The sequence below is a fragment of the Streptomyces sp. NPDC006134 genome (genome assembly GCF_040628835.1).
Lineage (GTDB): Bacteria > Actinomycetota > Actinomycetes > Streptomycetales > Streptomycetaceae > Streptomyces.
The window spans coordinates 1-15,812 of the sequence record NZ_JBEXTV010000015.1; the positions used below are offsets into that span (position 1 = coordinate 1).

Annotated in this window: 14 protein-coding genes and 2 pseudogenes; 7 read left to right on the plus strand and 9 right to left on the minus strand. The window is 73.5% G+C overall.

Features of this window, described 5'->3' with window-relative positions:
• The 5 genes and pseudogenes from ABZ340_RS12180 to ABZ340_RS12200 form a co-directional block, all read right to left on the minus strand.
• A pseudogene (locus ABZ340_RS12180) lies at window positions 1–80 on the minus strand (short-chain dehydrogenase); the annotation flags it as partial.
• A 28-nt stretch (window positions 81–108) separates the two neighbouring features.
• A complete protein-coding gene (locus tag ABZ340_RS12185; protein WP_358781666.1) occupies window positions 109–1,182 on the minus strand; it encodes an ABC transporter ATP-binding protein in 1,074 nt (357 codons plus the stop codon).
• 57 nt (window positions 1,183–1,239) lie between these two features.
• Window positions 1,240–2,004, minus strand: a complete 765-nt coding sequence (modB, locus tag ABZ340_RS12190) for a molybdate ABC transporter permease subunit (protein ID WP_358781787.1) — start codon at window positions 2,002–2,004, stop codon at window positions 1,240–1,242.
• 77 nt (window positions 2,005–2,081) lie between these two features.
• Window positions 2,082–2,888 (minus strand): molybdate ABC transporter substrate-binding protein, encoded by an 807-nt coding sequence (modA, locus tag ABZ340_RS12195; RefSeq protein ID WP_358781667.1) that lies wholly within the window; start codon window positions 2,886–2,888, stop codon window positions 2,082–2,084.
• Window positions 2,889–3,130: 242 nt separating this feature from the next.
• The gene (locus ABZ340_RS12200) at window positions 3,131–3,526 is read right to left on the minus strand and encodes a helix-turn-helix transcriptional regulator (protein ID WP_358781668.1); all 396 of its coding nucleotides are present in this window, start codon (window positions 3,524–3,526) and stop codon (window positions 3,131–3,133) included.
• 452 nt (window positions 3,527–3,978) lie between these two features.
• On the opposite strand from ABZ340_RS12200, the gene kdpF reads away from it, so the two are divergent.
• From kdpF to ABZ340_RS12220, 4 genes are all read left to right on the plus strand, one after another.
• On the plus strand, window positions 3,979–4,068 hold the full coding sequence (gene kdpF / locus ABZ340_RS12205) for a K(+)-transporting ATPase subunit F (RefSeq protein WP_037817630.1): 90 nt from the start codon (window positions 3,979–3,981) through the stop codon (window positions 4,066–4,068).
• Between the two features lie 8 nt (window positions 4,069–4,076).
• Complete coding sequence (kdpA, locus tag ABZ340_RS12210; RefSeq protein ID WP_358781669.1) at window positions 4,077–5,741, plus strand: potassium-transporting ATPase subunit KdpA; 1,665 nt, start codon at window positions 4,077–4,079, stop codon at window positions 5,739–5,741.
• 71 nt (window positions 5,742–5,812) lie between these two features.
• The gene (gene kdpB, locus ABZ340_RS12215; protein WP_358781670.1) at window positions 5,813–7,900 is read left to right on the plus strand and encodes a potassium-transporting ATPase subunit KdpB; all 2,088 of its coding nucleotides are present in this window, start codon (window positions 5,813–5,815) and stop codon (window positions 7,898–7,900) included.
• Between the two features lie 5 nt (window positions 7,901–7,905).
• A complete protein-coding gene (locus ABZ340_RS12220; RefSeq protein ID WP_358781671.1) occupies window positions 7,906–8,574 on the plus strand; it encodes a potassium-transporting ATPase subunit C in 669 nt (222 codons plus the stop codon).
• Between the two features lie 62 nt (window positions 8,575–8,636).
• Here the strand turns inward: ABZ340_RS12220 and ABZ340_RS12225 are convergent, their stop codons facing one another.
• Window positions 8,637–8,843 (minus strand): DUF5999 family protein, encoded by a 207-nt coding sequence (locus ABZ340_RS12225; protein WP_358781788.1) that lies wholly within the window; start codon window positions 8,841–8,843, stop codon window positions 8,637–8,639.
• Window positions 8,844–9,306: 463 nt separating this feature from the next.
• A complete protein-coding gene (locus tag ABZ340_RS12230; protein WP_358781672.1) occupies window positions 9,307–9,900 on the minus strand; it encodes a hypothetical protein in 594 nt (197 codons plus the stop codon).
• A 577-nt stretch (window positions 9,901–10,477) separates the two neighbouring features.
• Between ABZ340_RS12230 and ABZ340_RS12235 the strand changes: the two genes are divergently transcribed.
• Together ABZ340_RS12235 and ABZ340_RS12240 are read left to right on the plus strand one after the other, a co-directional pair.
• Window positions 10,478–11,995, plus strand: a complete 1,518-nt coding sequence (locus tag ABZ340_RS12235; protein ID WP_358781673.1) for a glutamate--cysteine ligase — start codon at window positions 10,478–10,480, stop codon at window positions 11,993–11,995.
• A 220-nt stretch (window positions 11,996–12,215) separates the two neighbouring features.
• Entirely contained in the window at window positions 12,216–12,995 is a 780-nt protein-coding gene (locus tag ABZ340_RS12240; protein ID WP_358781674.1) for a type II CAAX endopeptidase family protein, read from the plus strand.
• 206 nt (window positions 12,996–13,201) lie between these two features.
• On the opposite strand, the gene ABZ340_RS12245 is transcribed toward ABZ340_RS12240, so the two are convergent.
• The gene (locus ABZ340_RS12245) at window positions 13,202–14,011 is read right to left on the minus strand and encodes a PhzF family phenazine biosynthesis protein (RefSeq protein WP_358781675.1); all 810 of its coding nucleotides are present in this window, start codon (window positions 14,009–14,011) and stop codon (window positions 13,202–13,204) included.
• A 282-nt stretch (window positions 14,012–14,293) separates the two neighbouring features.
• Here ABZ340_RS12245 and ABZ340_RS12250 point away from each other — a divergent pair.
• Window positions 14,294–14,796 (plus strand): annotated as a pseudogene (locus ABZ340_RS12250) (hypothetical protein); the annotation flags it as partial.
• Between the two features lie 3 nt (window positions 14,797–14,799).
• Here ABZ340_RS12250 and ABZ340_RS12255 read toward each other — a convergent pair.
• Complete coding sequence (locus ABZ340_RS12255) at window positions 14,800–15,762, minus strand: LysR family transcriptional regulator (RefSeq protein ID WP_358781676.1); 963 nt, start codon at window positions 15,760–15,762, stop codon at window positions 14,800–14,802.
• Window positions 15,763–15,812 lie beyond the last annotated feature (50 nt).

Genomic DNA, 15,812 nt, shown 5'->3' on the forward strand with positions numbered 1-15,812 from the left:
CGCATCGCGTCGTGCACCAGCGCCTTCACCACCAGGATCGCAGCCGCGGACGTCGGCCCCTGCTCGCCCCCCGCCCTCCGTCTGCCGGTCCGGTGCGGGGACGGTGCCTCAGGCCGGGTACGCGTGGGTCTGCGTCGCCTTCACCGCCGCCCACACCGGGACGCCCGGGTGGAGGCCGAGTTCGGCGGCGGCGACCGTGGTCAGGTCGGCGGCGAGGGCGAGTTCGCCGGTGAGGTCGGCGCGGATCCGGTCGCCGTGGGTCTCCAGGCCGGCGACCTCGCAGCGCCAGAGGTTGCGGGCGCTGGCGCCGGTGGGGCGCTCCCGGTGGAGGGTGACCGCGCCGGGCGGGAAGGCGACGAATACCGGGCCGGTGAGGTCTTCCGTGGTGGTCAGGGCGGGGCCCGCGTCGAGCCGGACGGTGTGCCCGTCGGCCAGGCCCCGGTACAGGTTCAGGCCGACCAGCTGGGCGATGTAGTCCGTGCGGGGGTGGCGGGCGATGTCGGAGGGGGCGCCCTCCTGGACGACCCGGCCGTGCTCGACGACGACCAGCCGGTCGGCCAGCACCATGGCGTCCAGCGGGTCGTGCGTGACCAGGACGGCCACGGCCTCGAACTCGGCCAGGTGGTGGCGCAGCCGGGCGCGCACCTCCAGGCGGGTGCGGGCGTCCAGCGCGGCGAGCGGCTCGTCCAGGAGCAGCAGCCGGGGACGGGTGGCCAGGGCGCGGGCCAGGGCCACGCGCTGGGCCTGGCCGCCGGAGAGGCGGCGCGGCTTGGCGTCGGCGTGCCCGGACAGGCCCATGCGGTCCAGCCACTCGGCGGCCTGCGCCCGGGCCTCCGCCTTGCCCGCGCCCCGGCAGCGCGGCCCGAAGGCGACGTTGTCCAGGGCGGTGAGGTGAGGGAAGAGCAGGTAGTCCTGGAAGACCACGCCGACGGGGCGCGACTCGGGCGGCGTGCGGTCCAGCAGGGCGCCGTCGAGGCGCAGATGGCCGTCCGCGAGCGGGACCAGACCGGCGAGCGCCCGCAGGGCGGTGGTCTTGCCGGCGCCGTTGGGGCCGAGCAGGGCGACGACGTCGCCGGGGGCGGCGGTCAGGGCGACGTCGAGGCGGAAGGTGCCGCGGTCGACGACGAGACGGGCGTCGAGGCCCTCGTCGGGTGCGGTGGGGGCGGGGCGGGAAGCGGTCATGGAAGGGCGGCCACCGTCGTCATCGTCATGGTCGTGCGCCATCGTCGTCGTGGGTTTTCAGGATGCCGTCATCCAGCGGTCCCGCAGCCCGGCCAGGACGGCGATGGAGACGGCCAGCAGGACCAGGCTGAGGGCGATCGCCGCCGCCGGGTCGTTCTGGAGGGCCAGGTAGACCGCGAGCGGCATCGTCTGGGTACGGCCGGGGAAGTTGCCGGCGAAGGTGATCGTCGCCCCGAACTCGCCCAGCGCCCGGGCCCAGGCGAGGACCGCCCCCGCCGCGATACCCGGGGCGATCAGCGGCAGGGTGACCCGGCGGAACGCGGTGAAACGGGACGCGCCCAGCGTCGCGGCGGCCTCCTCATAGCGCGGGTCGGCGGCGCGCAGGGTGCCCTCGACGCTGATGACGAGGAACGGCATCGCCACGAACGTCTCCGCGAGCACGACACCCGTGGTGGTGAACGGCAGCGTGATCCCGAACCAGGAGTCCAGCCACTGCCCGACGACACCGTTGCGGCCGAAGGCGAGCAGCAGGGCGACGCCGCCCACCACCGGAGGCAGGACGAGCGGCAGGGTCACCAGGGCACGGACCACGCCCCGGCCGGGGAAGTCGGTGCGGGCGAGGAGCCAGGCCAGCGGCACGCCGAGGAGCAGGCTCAGCGCGGTCGCCGCGGTGGCGCAGACCAGGGAGAGCCGCAGCGCCTGCCACACCTCGGCGCTGGTCAGCTGCTCCGGGAGGCTGCGCCAGGGAGCCCGTATGAGCAGGGAGACCAGGGGCAGCAGCAGGAACGCCAGGCCCACTGCCGCGGGGACGAGCAGGGGCAGGGGCGCCCGCCGGGCGGCGGGCCGGAGGGCGCCCCCGCGGCGCGGCGGGCCGCCGGCCGGCGGCTTGTCGGCCCCGGTCACGGGGTGAGGAACCCGGCCGAGGTCAGCACCTTCTGCCCCTCGGCGGACTTCACCAGGTCGATGAAGGCCTGGGCCGTGCCGGGGTTGCGCGCTTCGTCGAGCAGGGCGATCGGGTAGTCGTTGACGGCCTCGGCCGCTTCGGGGAAGTCCACGCCCTCCACCTTGTCGCCGGCCGCCCGCACGTCCGTCCGGTAGACGACGGCGGCGTCGGCCTCCTTCAGGACGACCTTGGTCAGGGCGCTCTTGACGTCCTCCTCGTACGACACCGGGGTGAGCCGGAGGCCGCCGGTCTTCAGGGCGGTCTGCGCGGCGGCGCCGCAGGGCACCGCCTTGTCGCACAGCACCACCTTCAGGCCGGGTTTGGTGAGGTCCTTCAGGGAGCGGATTCCGTCGGGGTTGCCGGGAAGGGTGGCGATCTCCAGCCGGTTGCGGACGAAGGTGCCGGGCGTCCCGGCCGCGGCGCCCTGGTCCGTGACGGTCTTCATCGTCCTGGTGCTGGCCGCGGCGAACACGTCCGCCGGGGCGCCGCCGGTGATGCTCGCGGCGAGGGTGTCGCTGCCGCCGAAGCTGAAGGTGACCTCGGTGCCCGGGTGCTCCTTCTCGAACCGCTTCCCGAGCGTCGTGAAGCTCTCCTTCAGGGAGGCCGCGGCGAAGACGGTGATCGTGCCGGACGGCTTCGACGACGACGCCGTATCGGTGGAGCCGGAGCCGGAGGAGCAGGCACTCAGGGCCAGCAGCGCGGCGACCGCGGCACCGGTCGGCTGCAGGCTCCGGCGGATACGGCGCGCGGATCGGGTCGTCACGGGGCCACTCTCCCTCAGTCTTCCGGGGCGGGCACGACGGGCCGCCGGGCGTGGCGCGGCGTCCACCGGTGCTCCACCGATGCGCCGATCATAATTCTGCATTTGCGAGGTGTACGTCTGCTGTCGCATCGCATGAGCGAGACATCGCCGGGGGTGTGGTTGGTATGTGCGTTCGTACGGGGTGCGGTGGGCCGGTGGGTGGCCGGCCGGGAGGTCCGGCGGGGTGGCGCGGGGCCGGCGGGTCAGGCGCGGTCGATGTGGACGTTCGTCGACTTCACGCGGGCGGTGGCCTCCATGCCCACCTCCAGGCCGAGTTCCTCGACGGCCTCCCGGGTCAGGAGGGAGACGAGCCGGTGGGGACCGGCCTGGATCTCGACCTGGGCCGCGACGTCGCCGAGTTTGATCGCGGTGACGATCCCGGGGAAGGCGTTGCGGACCGAGGTGTGCGGGACGTCCTGCCCGCCGTCGCCGGAGCGCGCGAGTTCCACCGAGAAGGCGGCCAGGTCACGGCCGTCGACGAGCCGCCGCCCGCTCTCGTCGCGGTGGGTGGTGATCCGGCCGGCGTCGGCCCAGCGCCGGGCGGTGTCCGGGCTGACGCCGAGCAGCCGTGCCGCCTGGCCGATCGTGTAGGACTGCATGCCGGTCACGATAGGTGCCGTCCGGGGGCCGGTGGGCACGGGGCCGGGCCGGGGCTTCGGCGCGGCCGGTGTGGCCCGGCGCGGCGCCGGGGCGGGCGCCCGGCGGACGGCGGACGGCGATCCGGTCGTCCCCGGCCAGGAGGCGGGCAGGGCGCGGCAGCGCGGGCAGCGGGGCCGCCGGGGCACGGCAGCGGGGACAGCGGGGCCGCCGGGGCACGGCAGCGGGGCCGTCGGAGCGCAGAACACCGTAAGAGACCCGTCAAAGGCGGGCGCGGAGCCGTAAGGGACCCGTCAACAGCGGTCGGATCCGGCCACGGAGGGGGTTTTCTCGATGCGTTCCCGTTCCTTCGGACCTCACTCCAGGAGTTCACGATGGCCGACCTGGCCTTCGTCGCCACCACGATCGCGGCCTTCGCGCTGGTGGCCCTCGTCGCCAAGGGGGTGACGAAGCTGTGACCGCCGAGAACGTCGTCGGCCTGGTCGTGGCCGTCGCCCTGCTGGGCTATCTCGTCCTCGCCCTGCTCTTCCCGGAGAGGTTCTGACGACAGCCATGGGTCCCGTCACCGCCGGTGTGCTCCAGATGCTCGCGCTCGCGGGCGCACTGGCGATCGTCCACATCCCCCTCGGCACCTACATGGCCCGGGTCTACTCCTCCGGCCGGCACCTGCGCGCCGAACGGTGGATCTACCGCGCCATCGGCGCCGACCCGGACGCGCAGCTGCGCTGGCCCGCCTACCTGCGGGGCGTGCTCGCCTTCTCCGTCGCCGGTGTCCTCTTCCTCTACCTGCTCCAGCGGCTCCAGGGCGTCCTGCCGGGCTCGCTCGGGTTCGCCCCGGTGGAGCCGGCGCAGGCATTCAACACGGCCGTGTCCTTCGTGACCAACACCAACTGGCAGTCCTACAGCGGCGAGCAGACCATGGGGCACGTCGTGCAGACCGCCGGTCTGGCCGTGCAGAACTTCGTCTCCGCGGCCGTCGGCATGGCCGTCGCCGTCGCCCTGGTCCGCGGCTTCGTCCGGTCCCGGACCGGCGAGCTCGGCAACTTCTGGGCGGACCTGGTGCGCGGTGTCGTCCGCATCCTGGTGCCGCTGGCCGCCGTCGCCGCGGTCGTCCTCGTCGCCTGCGGCGTCCTGCAGAACTTCTCCGGCATCCACGAGGTCGGCCGGTTCACCGGCGGCACGCAGCAGTGGAACGGCGGCGCGGTCGCCTCGCAGGAGGCCATCAAGGAGCTCGGCACCAACGGCGGCGGCTACTTCAACGCCAACAGCGCCCACCCGTTCGAGAACCCCACGCCGTTCAGCAACCTCTTCGAGATCTTCCTGATCCTGGTGATCCCGTTCTCCCTGACCCGGACCTTCGGCGTGCTGGCCGGCTCGGTGCGGCAGGGCTACGCCATCCTCGCGGCCATGGCCGCGATCTGGGCCGGGTTCACCGCCCTGATGATGTGGACCGAGTTCGCCCACCACGGGGGCGCGCCGGCGCTCGCGGGCGGCTCCCTGGAAGGCAAGGAGGTCCGCTTCGGCGTCGGCGCCTCGTCGATCTTCGCGGTGGCCACCACGCTCACCTCGACCGGCGCCGTCGACTCCTTCCACTCCTCGTACACCGGCTTCGGCGGCGGCATCACCCTGCTCGGGATGATGCTGGGCGAGATCGCGCCCGGCGGGGTCGGGTCCGGGTTGTACGGCATGCTGATCATGGCGGTCGTCGCGGTGTTCCTCGCCGGCCTGATGGTCGGCCGCACACCGGAGTACCTGGGCAAGAAGATCGGCCCCCGCGAGATCAAGCTGGCGGCCGCCTCCATCCTGGTCACCCCGGCGCTGGTGCTGGTCTGCACCGCCCTGTCCCTGGCCCTGCCGACGCCGCCGCACTCGATGCTCAACCCCGGCGCGCACGGCTTCACCGAGGTGCTGTACGCCTTCACCTCCGCCGCGAACAACAACGGCTCGGCTTTCGCGGGCCTGAACGCCGACACCGACTGGTTCAACACCGTGACCGGGCTCGCGATGCTGTTCGGCCGCTTCCTGCCGATGGTGTTCGTCCTCGCCCTGGCCGGCGCGCTGGCCGCGCAGCAGCCGGCACCGGTCACCGCGGGCACCCTGCGCACCGAGAAACCGCTGTTCAGCGGGTTGCTGGTGGGCGCCATCCTGATCATCACCGGGCTGACGTTCTTCCCGGCCCTGGCGCTGGGCCCGCTCGCCGAAGGGCTGGCGGCATGACGGCCCCCGCGGCGAGAGCGGAGCCCCCCGCCCCCGAGCAACCGATCCCGACCACGAAGCAAGAGGACCCGATGGCCACGGTCACCCCGACCCGGGCGCCGCACCAGGAGACGCCGACCGGCCCCGAGGCCGGCGTCCGCGTCGGTGCGGGGCTCTTCCAGCCCAGGCAGCTGCTCGAGGCGCTGCCGGACGCCTTCCGCAAGCTCGACCCCCGGGTGATGATCAAGTCGCCCGTCATGTTCACGGTGTTCGTCGGGTCGGTCCTGACCACGGTGTTCTCCTGCACGGACCCGGGCGACTGGTTCGGCTGGACGATCAGCGCCTGGCTCTGGCTGACCGTGCTCTTCGCCAACCTGGCGGAGGCGGTCGCCGAGGGCCGCGGCAAGGCGCAGGCCGGCACCCTGCGCCGGGCCAGGACGGACACGGTGGCGCGCAAGGCCGACGGGACCGTCGTCCCGGGCACCGAGCTGAGCGTCGGCGACCTGGTCGTCTGTGAGGCCGGGGACGTCATCCCGGGCGACGGCGACGTCGTCGAGGGCGTGGCGAGCGTCGACGAGTCGGCGATCACCGGTGAGTCGGCGCCCGTCATCCGCGAGTCCGGTGGCGACCGCAGCGCCGTCACCGGCGGGACGAGGGTCCTCTCCGACCGCATCGTCGTCCGCATCACGACGAAGCCGGGGGAGACCTTCATCGACCGGATGATCCACCTCGTGGAGGGTGCCGCCCGGCAGAAGACGCCCAACGAGACCGCGCTGAACATCCTGCTGGCCTCGCTGACGATCGTCTTCCTGCTCGCCTGCGCCACCCTGCCGTTCTTCGCCGGCCACGCGGGCGTCCGCCTGTCGCTGGTGGTGCTGGTGGCGCTGCTGGTCTGCCTCATCCCCACCACCATCGGCGCCCTGCTGTCGGCCATCGGCATCGCGGGCATGGACCGCCTGGTGCAGCGCAACGTGCTGGCGAAGTCGGGGCGGGCGGTGGAGGCCGCCGGTGACGTGTCGACGCTGCTGCTGGACAAGACCGGCACCATCACGCTCGGCGACCGGCAGGCGGCGGAGTTCGTGCCGGTGCGCGGGGTGACCGCCGCCGAGGTCGCGGACGCCGCCCGGCTGTCCTCGCTGGCCGACGAGACGCCCGAGGGCCGCTCGGTCGTCGTCCTCGCCAAGGAGGAGTACGGCCTGCGCGAGCGCCGGCAGGGCGAACCGGCGGGTGCCGAGTGGATCGCCTTCACCGCGCAGACCCGTATGTCGGGCGTGGACGTCGACGGCCGCAGGATCCGCAAGGGGGCGGCCGGTTCGGTCGTCGCCTGGGTACGGCAGTGCGGCGGCGAGGTCGCGGACGACGCGGAGGAACTGGCCGCCCGGATCTCCGCGGCGGGCGGCACGCCGCTGCTGGTCGCCGTCGAGGACGCCGGCGGGGCCCGTGTCCTCGGCGTGATCCACCTGAAGGACGTCGTCAAGCGGGGCATGCGGGAGCGGTTCGGGGAACTGCGCCGCATGGGGATCAAGACCGTCATGATCACCGGTGACAATCCGCTGACCGCGCGGGCGATCGCCGAGGAGGCCGGGGTCGACGACTTCCTCGCGGAGGCCACCCCCGAGGACAAGATGGCGCTGATCGAACGGGAGCAGGCCGGCGGCAAGCTGGTCGCGATGACCGGCGACGGCACCAACGACGCGCCCGCGCTCGCCCGGGCGGACGTCGGCGTGGCGATGAACACCGGCACGTCGGCCGCCAAGGAGGCCGGCAACATGGTCGACCTCGACTCCGACCCGACCAAGCTCATCGAGATCGTCGAGATCGGCAAGCAGCTCCTGATCACCCGGGGCGCGCTGACGACGTTCTCCCTCGCCAACGACGTCGCGAAGTACTTCGCGATCATCCCGGCGCTCTTCGCGGCCGTCCATCCGGGCCTGGACAAGCTGAACATCATGCGCCTGTCCTCGCCGGACTCCGCGATCCTCTCGGCGGTCGTGTTCAACGCGCTGGTCATCGTCGCCCTGGTGCCGCTGGCCCTGCGCGGGGTGCGGTACCGGCCGGCGAGCGCGGACCGCATGCTCCGCCGCAACCTCGCCGTCTACGGCCTCGGCGGGCTGATCGCCCCCTTCATCGGCATCAAGGCCATCGACCTGCTCGTCTCCCTCGTCCCCGGAATCGGATGATCACCATGAACACCTCGGTATCCGGCACCGCCCGGCTGCTCACGGCGGGCCTGCGCGCCCTCCTCGCGCTGACGCTGGTGACGGGCGTCCTCTACCCGCTGGCGGTCACCGGCGTCGCCCAGGCCCTGTTCCCGGACAAGGCGAACGGATCGGAGGTCACGGCGGACGGCGAGGTCGTCGGCTCGTCGCTGATCGGGCAGTCGTACCACCTGCCGCGGCGGACCGGACAGGAGGACCCGGAGCCCGACCCGAAGTGGTTCCAGGGCCGGCCCGCGGGCGGCCTGGGCACCAACAGCATCAACAACCGGTACGAGCTTCTCGTCTCCGGCGCCACCAACCTGGCCGCGGACAACCCCGAGCTCGCCCGGCGGGTGCGGGAGGCCCGGGACGCGGTCGTCCGGGACAACTCGGTGCCCGGCCACCCCGTCGACCCGGCCGACGTCCCCGCCGACGCGGTGACGTCCTCCGGCTCCGGGCTCGACCCGGACATCTCCCCGCAGTACGCCCGCCTCCAGGTCCGCCGGGTCGCGTACGAGAACCGGCTGCCCGTCGCCGAGGTGCGCAGGCTCGTCGAGGAGCACACCGAGGGCCGCACCCTGGGCTTCATCGGCGAGCCCCGGGTGAACGTCCTGCGGCTCAACATCGCCCTCGGGGAACTGGCGGCGCGGAACTGAACGCCCCCGCGGGCGTGCCGGGGCCGGTGCGCGGGCCTACCCGCGGACCGGCCCCGTGGTGCTCAGGCGGCCGACATCACCTGGCCGGAGTCCAGCGGGCGGTGCGGGGCGATGACCCGGCCGTCCGGCAGGAGCTCACCGGTGTCCTCGAAGAGGAGGACGCCGTTGCACAGCAGGCTCCATCCCTGTTCCGGGTGGTGCGCCACGAGACGGGCGGACTCCCGGTCGGCGGAGGCGGCTGAGGGGCAGGGTGGCTGGTGCTGGCACATGGAAGGGTTCTCTCGCTCTGTCATGGTGTCCGGGATCGCTGTCGTGTCTGTCCCGCGGCGTGAAGCGTCGTTCATGGCCGCCCCCGTTGTGTAAGTCGGTCCGAACCCAGTGTTGCCCTACGGGCGTGTCTCCGCAGGGATTTCGCGGCACCGCTTCTTCACAGGTTCAGGACGCGTCACCCGCCCGGACGGTTCGGCCCGGCGGACCGTCCGGGCGGGTGGTTTCCGCTGGCCGGATCGGGCTAGTCCGGCCGGGGCGGAGGGCTGTCCGGCGCGCGGGCGCGGGTGCTCCGACGGTGGTGACCGGGCGGGGTGAGGGCGGCTGCCCGGCGCGCGGACGCGAGTGTGCCGATGTTCCGACGGCGGTGATCGGCCCGGGGGCGGGGGCGGCTGCTCGCCGCCCGGACGCGCGTGCCCCGGCGCCGGGAGGGGCGCCGGGGCACGCGTGCCGAGGAGGCGGGTGTCAGGCGGGCGAGCCGAGCAGGGGCGTCGGAGGCGTCGGGGTCACCCGGTGGGTCAGGACGGGGAGCAGGTCGGCGACCCGGTGCGGGCGGTGGGCCGCGATGCCGGGCGGCGCCGGCGCCAGCGGCACCAGCACGTCGGTGGCGGCGGGGTGGCCGGTGGCGGCGTCCGCGGCGCAGTCGCCGTGCAGCCACAGGGTCAGCATGTACAGACCGGGGACCGACAGCAGCCGCGGCTGGTAGGGCTGCGGCACCGTCTCGGCCTGCCGCAGGGCGCGCTCGGTGGAGGCCACGTACGGGCCCTCGAAGAAGTGCGAGAAGGCCCAGCCGTCGGGGGTGAGCATGGTCTCCGCCGCGGCCACCGCGCGGTCGCCGCAGCGGATCAGGAAGCGCCACCCGGTCAGCCGGGTCGTCGACGTGCCGTCGGCGGAGATCCGGTCCAGGACGTGCACGGGCAGCGGCAGCTCGGGCGTCGCGGGCCCCTGGGCGGCGAGCAGGGAGGGCGTTCGGGCTTCGCGGACCGCGGTGGGGGAGGAGAGCGCGGCGAGGACGGAGCGAAGGGCGGGCGCGGGAGCCGGGGGGACATGCAGCGGCATGATGGGTCGCCTCTCATTTCGAAGGCACGGTGGCGCGAGGGCGTGCGTGGGTGGGGCGGACGACTCTGTCAGCTCACGAAGGCGGAGAGGCAGGGGCCGGGTCTGGACTCTGAGAACTCTGAGAATGCGAAGCGAGGGTGAGGTCTGCCGCTCGTCACGCCGAGGGGCCAGGTCCTCCGACCGTGGGCGCCAACCTTCTGCCTGTCGCGGAGTTTATACGACATGTGTTCAGCCTGTGTTTCATCTAGCCGTTCCCGGCAAGCAGAACAAGAGTACATTCGGTCGGCGTTATACGGGAATCATCCGGATTTCGGTCCGGCGGTACGGCGGTGACCTCGGGAAACGCTCACCGAGCGGTCGGCCAATTGTCGTCGGCGTTTTTCACGAGTTGCCGCGGCACCGAAACTGCGCGATGCGGCTTGCCCGGTGAATGTGCCGCCGGTCACATCGGCCCAGCGTAGCGGAGGCCGGGGCGTCGAGGGGACGTTATCGATCGCTTCGGCTGGGCATCATCCCACGTGACCGCGGTGCCGACGGATGGATCGCCGGTCCGCCGATCCGAGGAAGGGATGCTTCGATGGGGGAGAAGGTCGCGGCAGGTCAGTTCGACCTGTCCGATCGCCAGCGCTACCGGGGCAAGCTCCGTCGGTGCCTGACGGGCCTGGAGCGACTCCTGGCGGAGCAGCGATTCGACCGCCCGAAGAACCTGATGGGGCTGGAGATCGAATTGAATCTCGTCGGCTCCGACGGCATGCCGAAGATGTTGAACGGGCAAGTCCTCGAACGGATCGCGAGCCGTGACTTCCAGACCGAACTCGCGATGTTCAACCTGGAGGTCAACATTGCCCCCCACCGGCTGGGCGGGCGGGTATTCGACCGGCTCGCCGAGGAAATCCGCACCTCCCTGGCATATGCCGACCGGAAGGCCGGGGAGCTGGCCGCGGGAATCGTGATGATCGGCATTCTGCCGACGCTGGACCGTGACGACCTGGTCTCCTCCAGCCTGTCGGAAGTCGACCGCTACACCCTGCTCAACGACCAGATCGTGGCGGCCCGCGGCGAGGAGTTCGCGCTCGACATCGACGGTGTCGAGCACCTCACCTGCACCTCGAAGTCGATCGCGCCGGAGGCCGCCTGCACCTCCGTGCAGCTGCATCTCCAGGTGACCCCCGGCCGCTTCGCCGACGTGTGGAACGCCGCGCAGGCGGTCAGCGCCGCGCAGATCGCCGTCGGTGCCAACGCGCCCTTCCTCTTCGGCCGCGAGCTGTGGCGCGAGTCGCGGCCCCCGCTGTTCCAGCAGGCCACCGACACCCGCCCGCCCGAACTCCAGGCGCAGGGCGTACGCCCGCGCACCTGGTTCGGGGAGCGCTGGATCTCCTCCGCCTACGACCTCTTCGAGGAGAACCTGCGCTACTTCCCGGCCCTGCTGCCGATCTGCGACGACGAGGACCCGCTGGAGGTGCTGGACGCGGGCGGCGCCCCCAGGCTCGCCGAGCTCGTCCTGCACAACGGCACCGTCTACCGCTGGAACCGCCCCGTCTACGACGTCGCCGACGGCGTCCCGCACCTGCGCGTGGAGAACCGCGTGCTGCCCGCCGGCCCCACCGTCACCGACGTCATCGCCAACGCGGCCTTCTACTACGGCGTCGTCCGCGCCCTCGCCGACGAGTCGCGGCCGGTGTGGACCCGGCTGCCGTTCGAGGCCGCCGCCGCCAACTTCGAGGCGGCCTGCCGCCACGGCATCGACGCCCGCTTCACCTGGCCCCGGCGCGGCCGGTACGGCGGCACGGCCGAGGTCGACGCCGTCAGCCTCGTACGCGACGAACTGCTGCCGCTGGCCGAGGCCGGGCTGGACGCCTGGGGGATCGAGCCGGCCGACCGGGACCTGTACCTGGGCGTGATCGACGAGCGGTGCCGGCGCCGGGTCAACGGGGCGACCTGGCAGTCCGCCACGTTCCACCGGGCGCGGGAGGCGGGCCTGTCCCGCCAGGCCGCGCTCGCCGCCACCACCCGGCGCTACCACGAGCTCATGCGCCAGGGCGAGCCGGTGCACCTGTGGCCGGTGGGCCTGCCGGAGCCGGTGCCGCTGGGCTGACCGGGGCCTGCCGGGTCCGGTGCCGCTGGGCCGGCCGGGGCCTGCCGGGTCCGGTGCCGCTGGGCTGATCGGAGCCCGCCGGGTTCGGTGCCGCTGGGCTGATCGGAGCCCGCCGGGTCCAGGCGGAACCCGCCTCACCGTCGGCTCGTGCCGATCGGGCATGCTGTGACACCCAGGACGGTGTGCCCTTGAGGCAGTGTGCGGGCGGAGGCGCGCGGCGGTGGCCGAAACGACGGTGCAGGAACGGCTCACACGACGGACCCTCCGTGACGAGACCCTGCTCGTGCTGGGCCTGTCGCTCGGCGCGAGCGGCGTGTCCGCCCTGATCAGCTTCGTCGGCTCGGTCACCCGGCCGGGGGGCCTCAAGGACCAGGCGGCCACGCTCAACGCCTCCGCCGCGCCGGGACGCCCCTGGCTCGACCTCGCCTGGCAGCTGTTCGGGATCACCACGGCGCTCGTGCCCGTCGCCCTCGTCGCGCACTTCCTGCTCCGCGAGGGGCACAGCCTGCGCACCCTCGGCTTCGACCGCACCCGCCCCTGGCCGGACCTGGGCCGCGGAGCCGCGGTCGCGGCCGTCATCGGCAGCACCGGCATCGCCTTCTACCTGGCCGCCCGGGGCCTCGGCTTCAACCTCACCGTGGTCCCCGAGGCGTTGCCCGACGTGTGGTGGAAACACCCCGTGCTGATCCTGTCGGCGGTGCAGAACGCCGTGGTGGAGGAGGTCATCGTCGTCGGCTACCTGCTGCGGCGGCTGGACCGGCTGGGCTGGTCGCCGGGCGCGGCGCTCGCGGGCAGTGCGGTGCTGCGCGGGTCGTACCACCTCTACCAGGGCATCGGCGGCTTCGTCGGCAACCTCGTCATGGGCGTGGTCTTCGTGTACCTGTACCGCCGCTGGGGCCGGGTGGGGCCCCTGGTCGTGGCGCACTCCCTGCTCGACATCGGGGCGTTCGTCGGCTACGCGCTGCTGGCGGGGAAGGTGGGGTGGCTGCCGACGGCGTGAGCGGTCGGGAACGCGGGAGCGGACGGCATTCCCGAGGGGGCGGGCGTACGGAATCCCGAGGGGGCGGGCGTACGGAATCCCGAGGGGGCGGGCGTACGGAATCCCGAGGGGGCGGGCGTACGGGGACAAGGGGGCAGTACGGAGGGCAAGGGGGCGGCGCGGAAGCGGGGGCGTACGGGAAGACGTACGCCCCCTCGCGTGACGGCTCAGGCGAGCAGCTCGCCCTCGATGACCGTCACCGCGTGCCCGCTCAGCAGCGTGCGGTCGCCGCGCAGCTCGGTGCGGACGCGGCCGGAGCGGGCGGATGCCTGCAGGCCGGTGAGGTCCGGGCGGCCCAGACGCTCGGACCAGAAGGGGGCGAGCGCGGTGTGGGCGCTGCCGGTGACCGGGTCCTCGTCGACGCCGACGTTCGGGAAGAAGCACCGGGAGACGAAGTCGTACCCCCGGGCGGGGTCCTCGGCGCGGGCGGTGGCGATGACGCCGCGCTCGGAGTAGGCGGCGAGGGCCTTCAGGTCGGGGGCCAGGGCGTGGACGGTCTTCTCGTCGGCCACCTCGACGAGCAGGTCCCCGACGTTCGGGCCGGTGTCGAAGGCGGCGCGCGGCTCGGCGCCCAGGGCCTCGGCGACGCCCGCCGGGACCTCCACCGGGGTGAGCGGGGCGGTGGGGAAGTCCAGGGTGATCGAGCCGTCCTCGCGCGGCGTGGCGACCAGGACGCCGCTGCGGGTGGCGAACCGGACCGGGCCGTCGTGGGCGCCGGTGGTGTGCAGGACGTGGGCCGTGGCGAGCGTGGCGTGGCCGCACATCGCCACCTCGGTGGCGGGCGTGAACCAGCGCAGCGCCCAGTCGGCCTCGCCGCCCTCGGACAGGCGGTGGGCGAACGCGGTCTCGGCGTGGTTGACCTCCAGGGCCACCTTCTGGAGCCGGTCGTCGTCCGGGAAGGCGTCGAGGAGCAGGACTCCGGCCGGGTTGCCGGCGAAGGGCCGGTCGGTGAAGGCGTCGACGATTCGAATACGCATGGCAGGACGCTAAGGGGTCCGGGGACGCGCGGGCCAAGGCCAATCCGCGGTCACTGGACCGGGACGCGGGCGAAGGCCGTCCGCCCGGGGAACCGCTGCCCTGACGGGAGGACGGTTCCGTTCCGCCACAGGCCATGACTTTCCCAGGCGATGGCTTTGCTCCGGGGCAAGGGTCTCCATCGCGAGCACCTCTGCCGGACGCCACCTGTTCCGGGCCGGGGGGCGGCGCGAAGCACTCTCCACGACAGGAGACACCACCGCACGACCGGCCCGGAACCGGCCGTGGACCGCAGCCGCAGGACCGGTGTCCGGCCCCTGGTCCGCGCGGAGCGGGCGGCGCCGGCGGCCGGTCTCGCGGACTGACCGACGAGCAGTGGGAAACGCCGTCGCTGTGCGCCGGTGTGACGGTGTGGGCACGGCCCTGGCCGAGACACCGGAGCCAGTCCGGCGTGTCGTCCCGAGCACGACCGAGCCTTCCCTGCCCGCCCTGGCCCATGGCGGGCGAGACGATCGTGCGCGGAGAAGACATCCGACGCCCGCCGGGCATCCGCCGCCGGTACCCGGCCGAGGGGGTCACGCCGGTGGCCGAGTACTACCGGGGCTCGGACCTCGTGGTCGTCGCCAGGGGCAGCACAGGCGGTCTGCGGTTCGTCGCGGACGACGGCCCTCTCACCGCCGGTTCCGGGCGGCTCGCCTCCGGTCCCACCGTGGCCCTGGCGAGGGCGACGACCGGGCGTCCGGCGTACTGCGACGACCTGGAGGGCGACGGCGGCGAGCTTCTCCGCGGGTCAGCGCGGGATCGTCCAGGCCGGCACCCAGGTCCCGGCGACGTCGTGGCCGGCCGCCGTGGCGGCGAGGTGGGAGCGGAGGGTGGCCAGCGCGGGGTGGGGGTTGTCGCGGTGCCACAGAAGCGAGTGCGGGTAGACGGGGGTCGGGTCGGTCACCGGGATGCGGCGCAGGCCCTGGCCGGTGGGCTGGCCGGCGGGGGTACCTCCCGGCGGTAGCCGGGGGAGGGTCCGCTCGCCCATGAAAGTGGCCAGGTCCGGGGTGTTGGCGATGGTGTCGAGGAGGGCGTCGGAGCCGAAGTTGGGGCCGGTCGCCTCGATGGTGAGGCCGAATTCGGCGACGAGGTCGTCGTAGTAGGCGGCCCACTCGGTACCGGGGACGATGCCGGGCATCCAGATCCGGTGCCCGGCGAGCCGCGCGAGGGGCACCGACCGGGCGTCCGCCAGCGCGTGGGCGGGGCCGGTGAGGAGCTGGAGCGGCTCGTCGAGCACCCGGACGGACGCGATGTCCTCGGGGAGGGGACGGCCGGGCATGGCGACGGCGCGGAAGGACGCGTCGATCGCGCCGGAGCGGAGGGCCGCGACGGCCGTCTCGATGTCGGACAGCATCACCACGTCGAGCGCGATCCCGGGGTGCGCGTGGTGGAAGGCGCGCATCAGGCCCGAGGGCGCGACGCGCGAGGCGATCACGTCGACGCGCAGCGGACGGTGGCCGGTGCGCACGGAGGCGACCGCGCGCTCGGCGGCGCGCAGCAGTTCCCGTGCGTGGGGCAGGAACGCCTGCCCGTCGACGGTGAGCTCGACGCCGCGCGGGGTGCGGGTGAACAGCCGTACCCCGAGGACGCGTTCCAGCGCGGCGATGCGTTTGGAGACGGCCTGCTGGGTGACCGCCAGCTCGGCGGCGGCCTCCTGGAACCGCCCCGCGTCGGCGGCGGCGACGAAGGTCCGGACGGTGTCGAGGTCCATATCGGCACCCTACGGCCACAACCGTTGGTTGTGGCCTCGCGGCCTTCCGG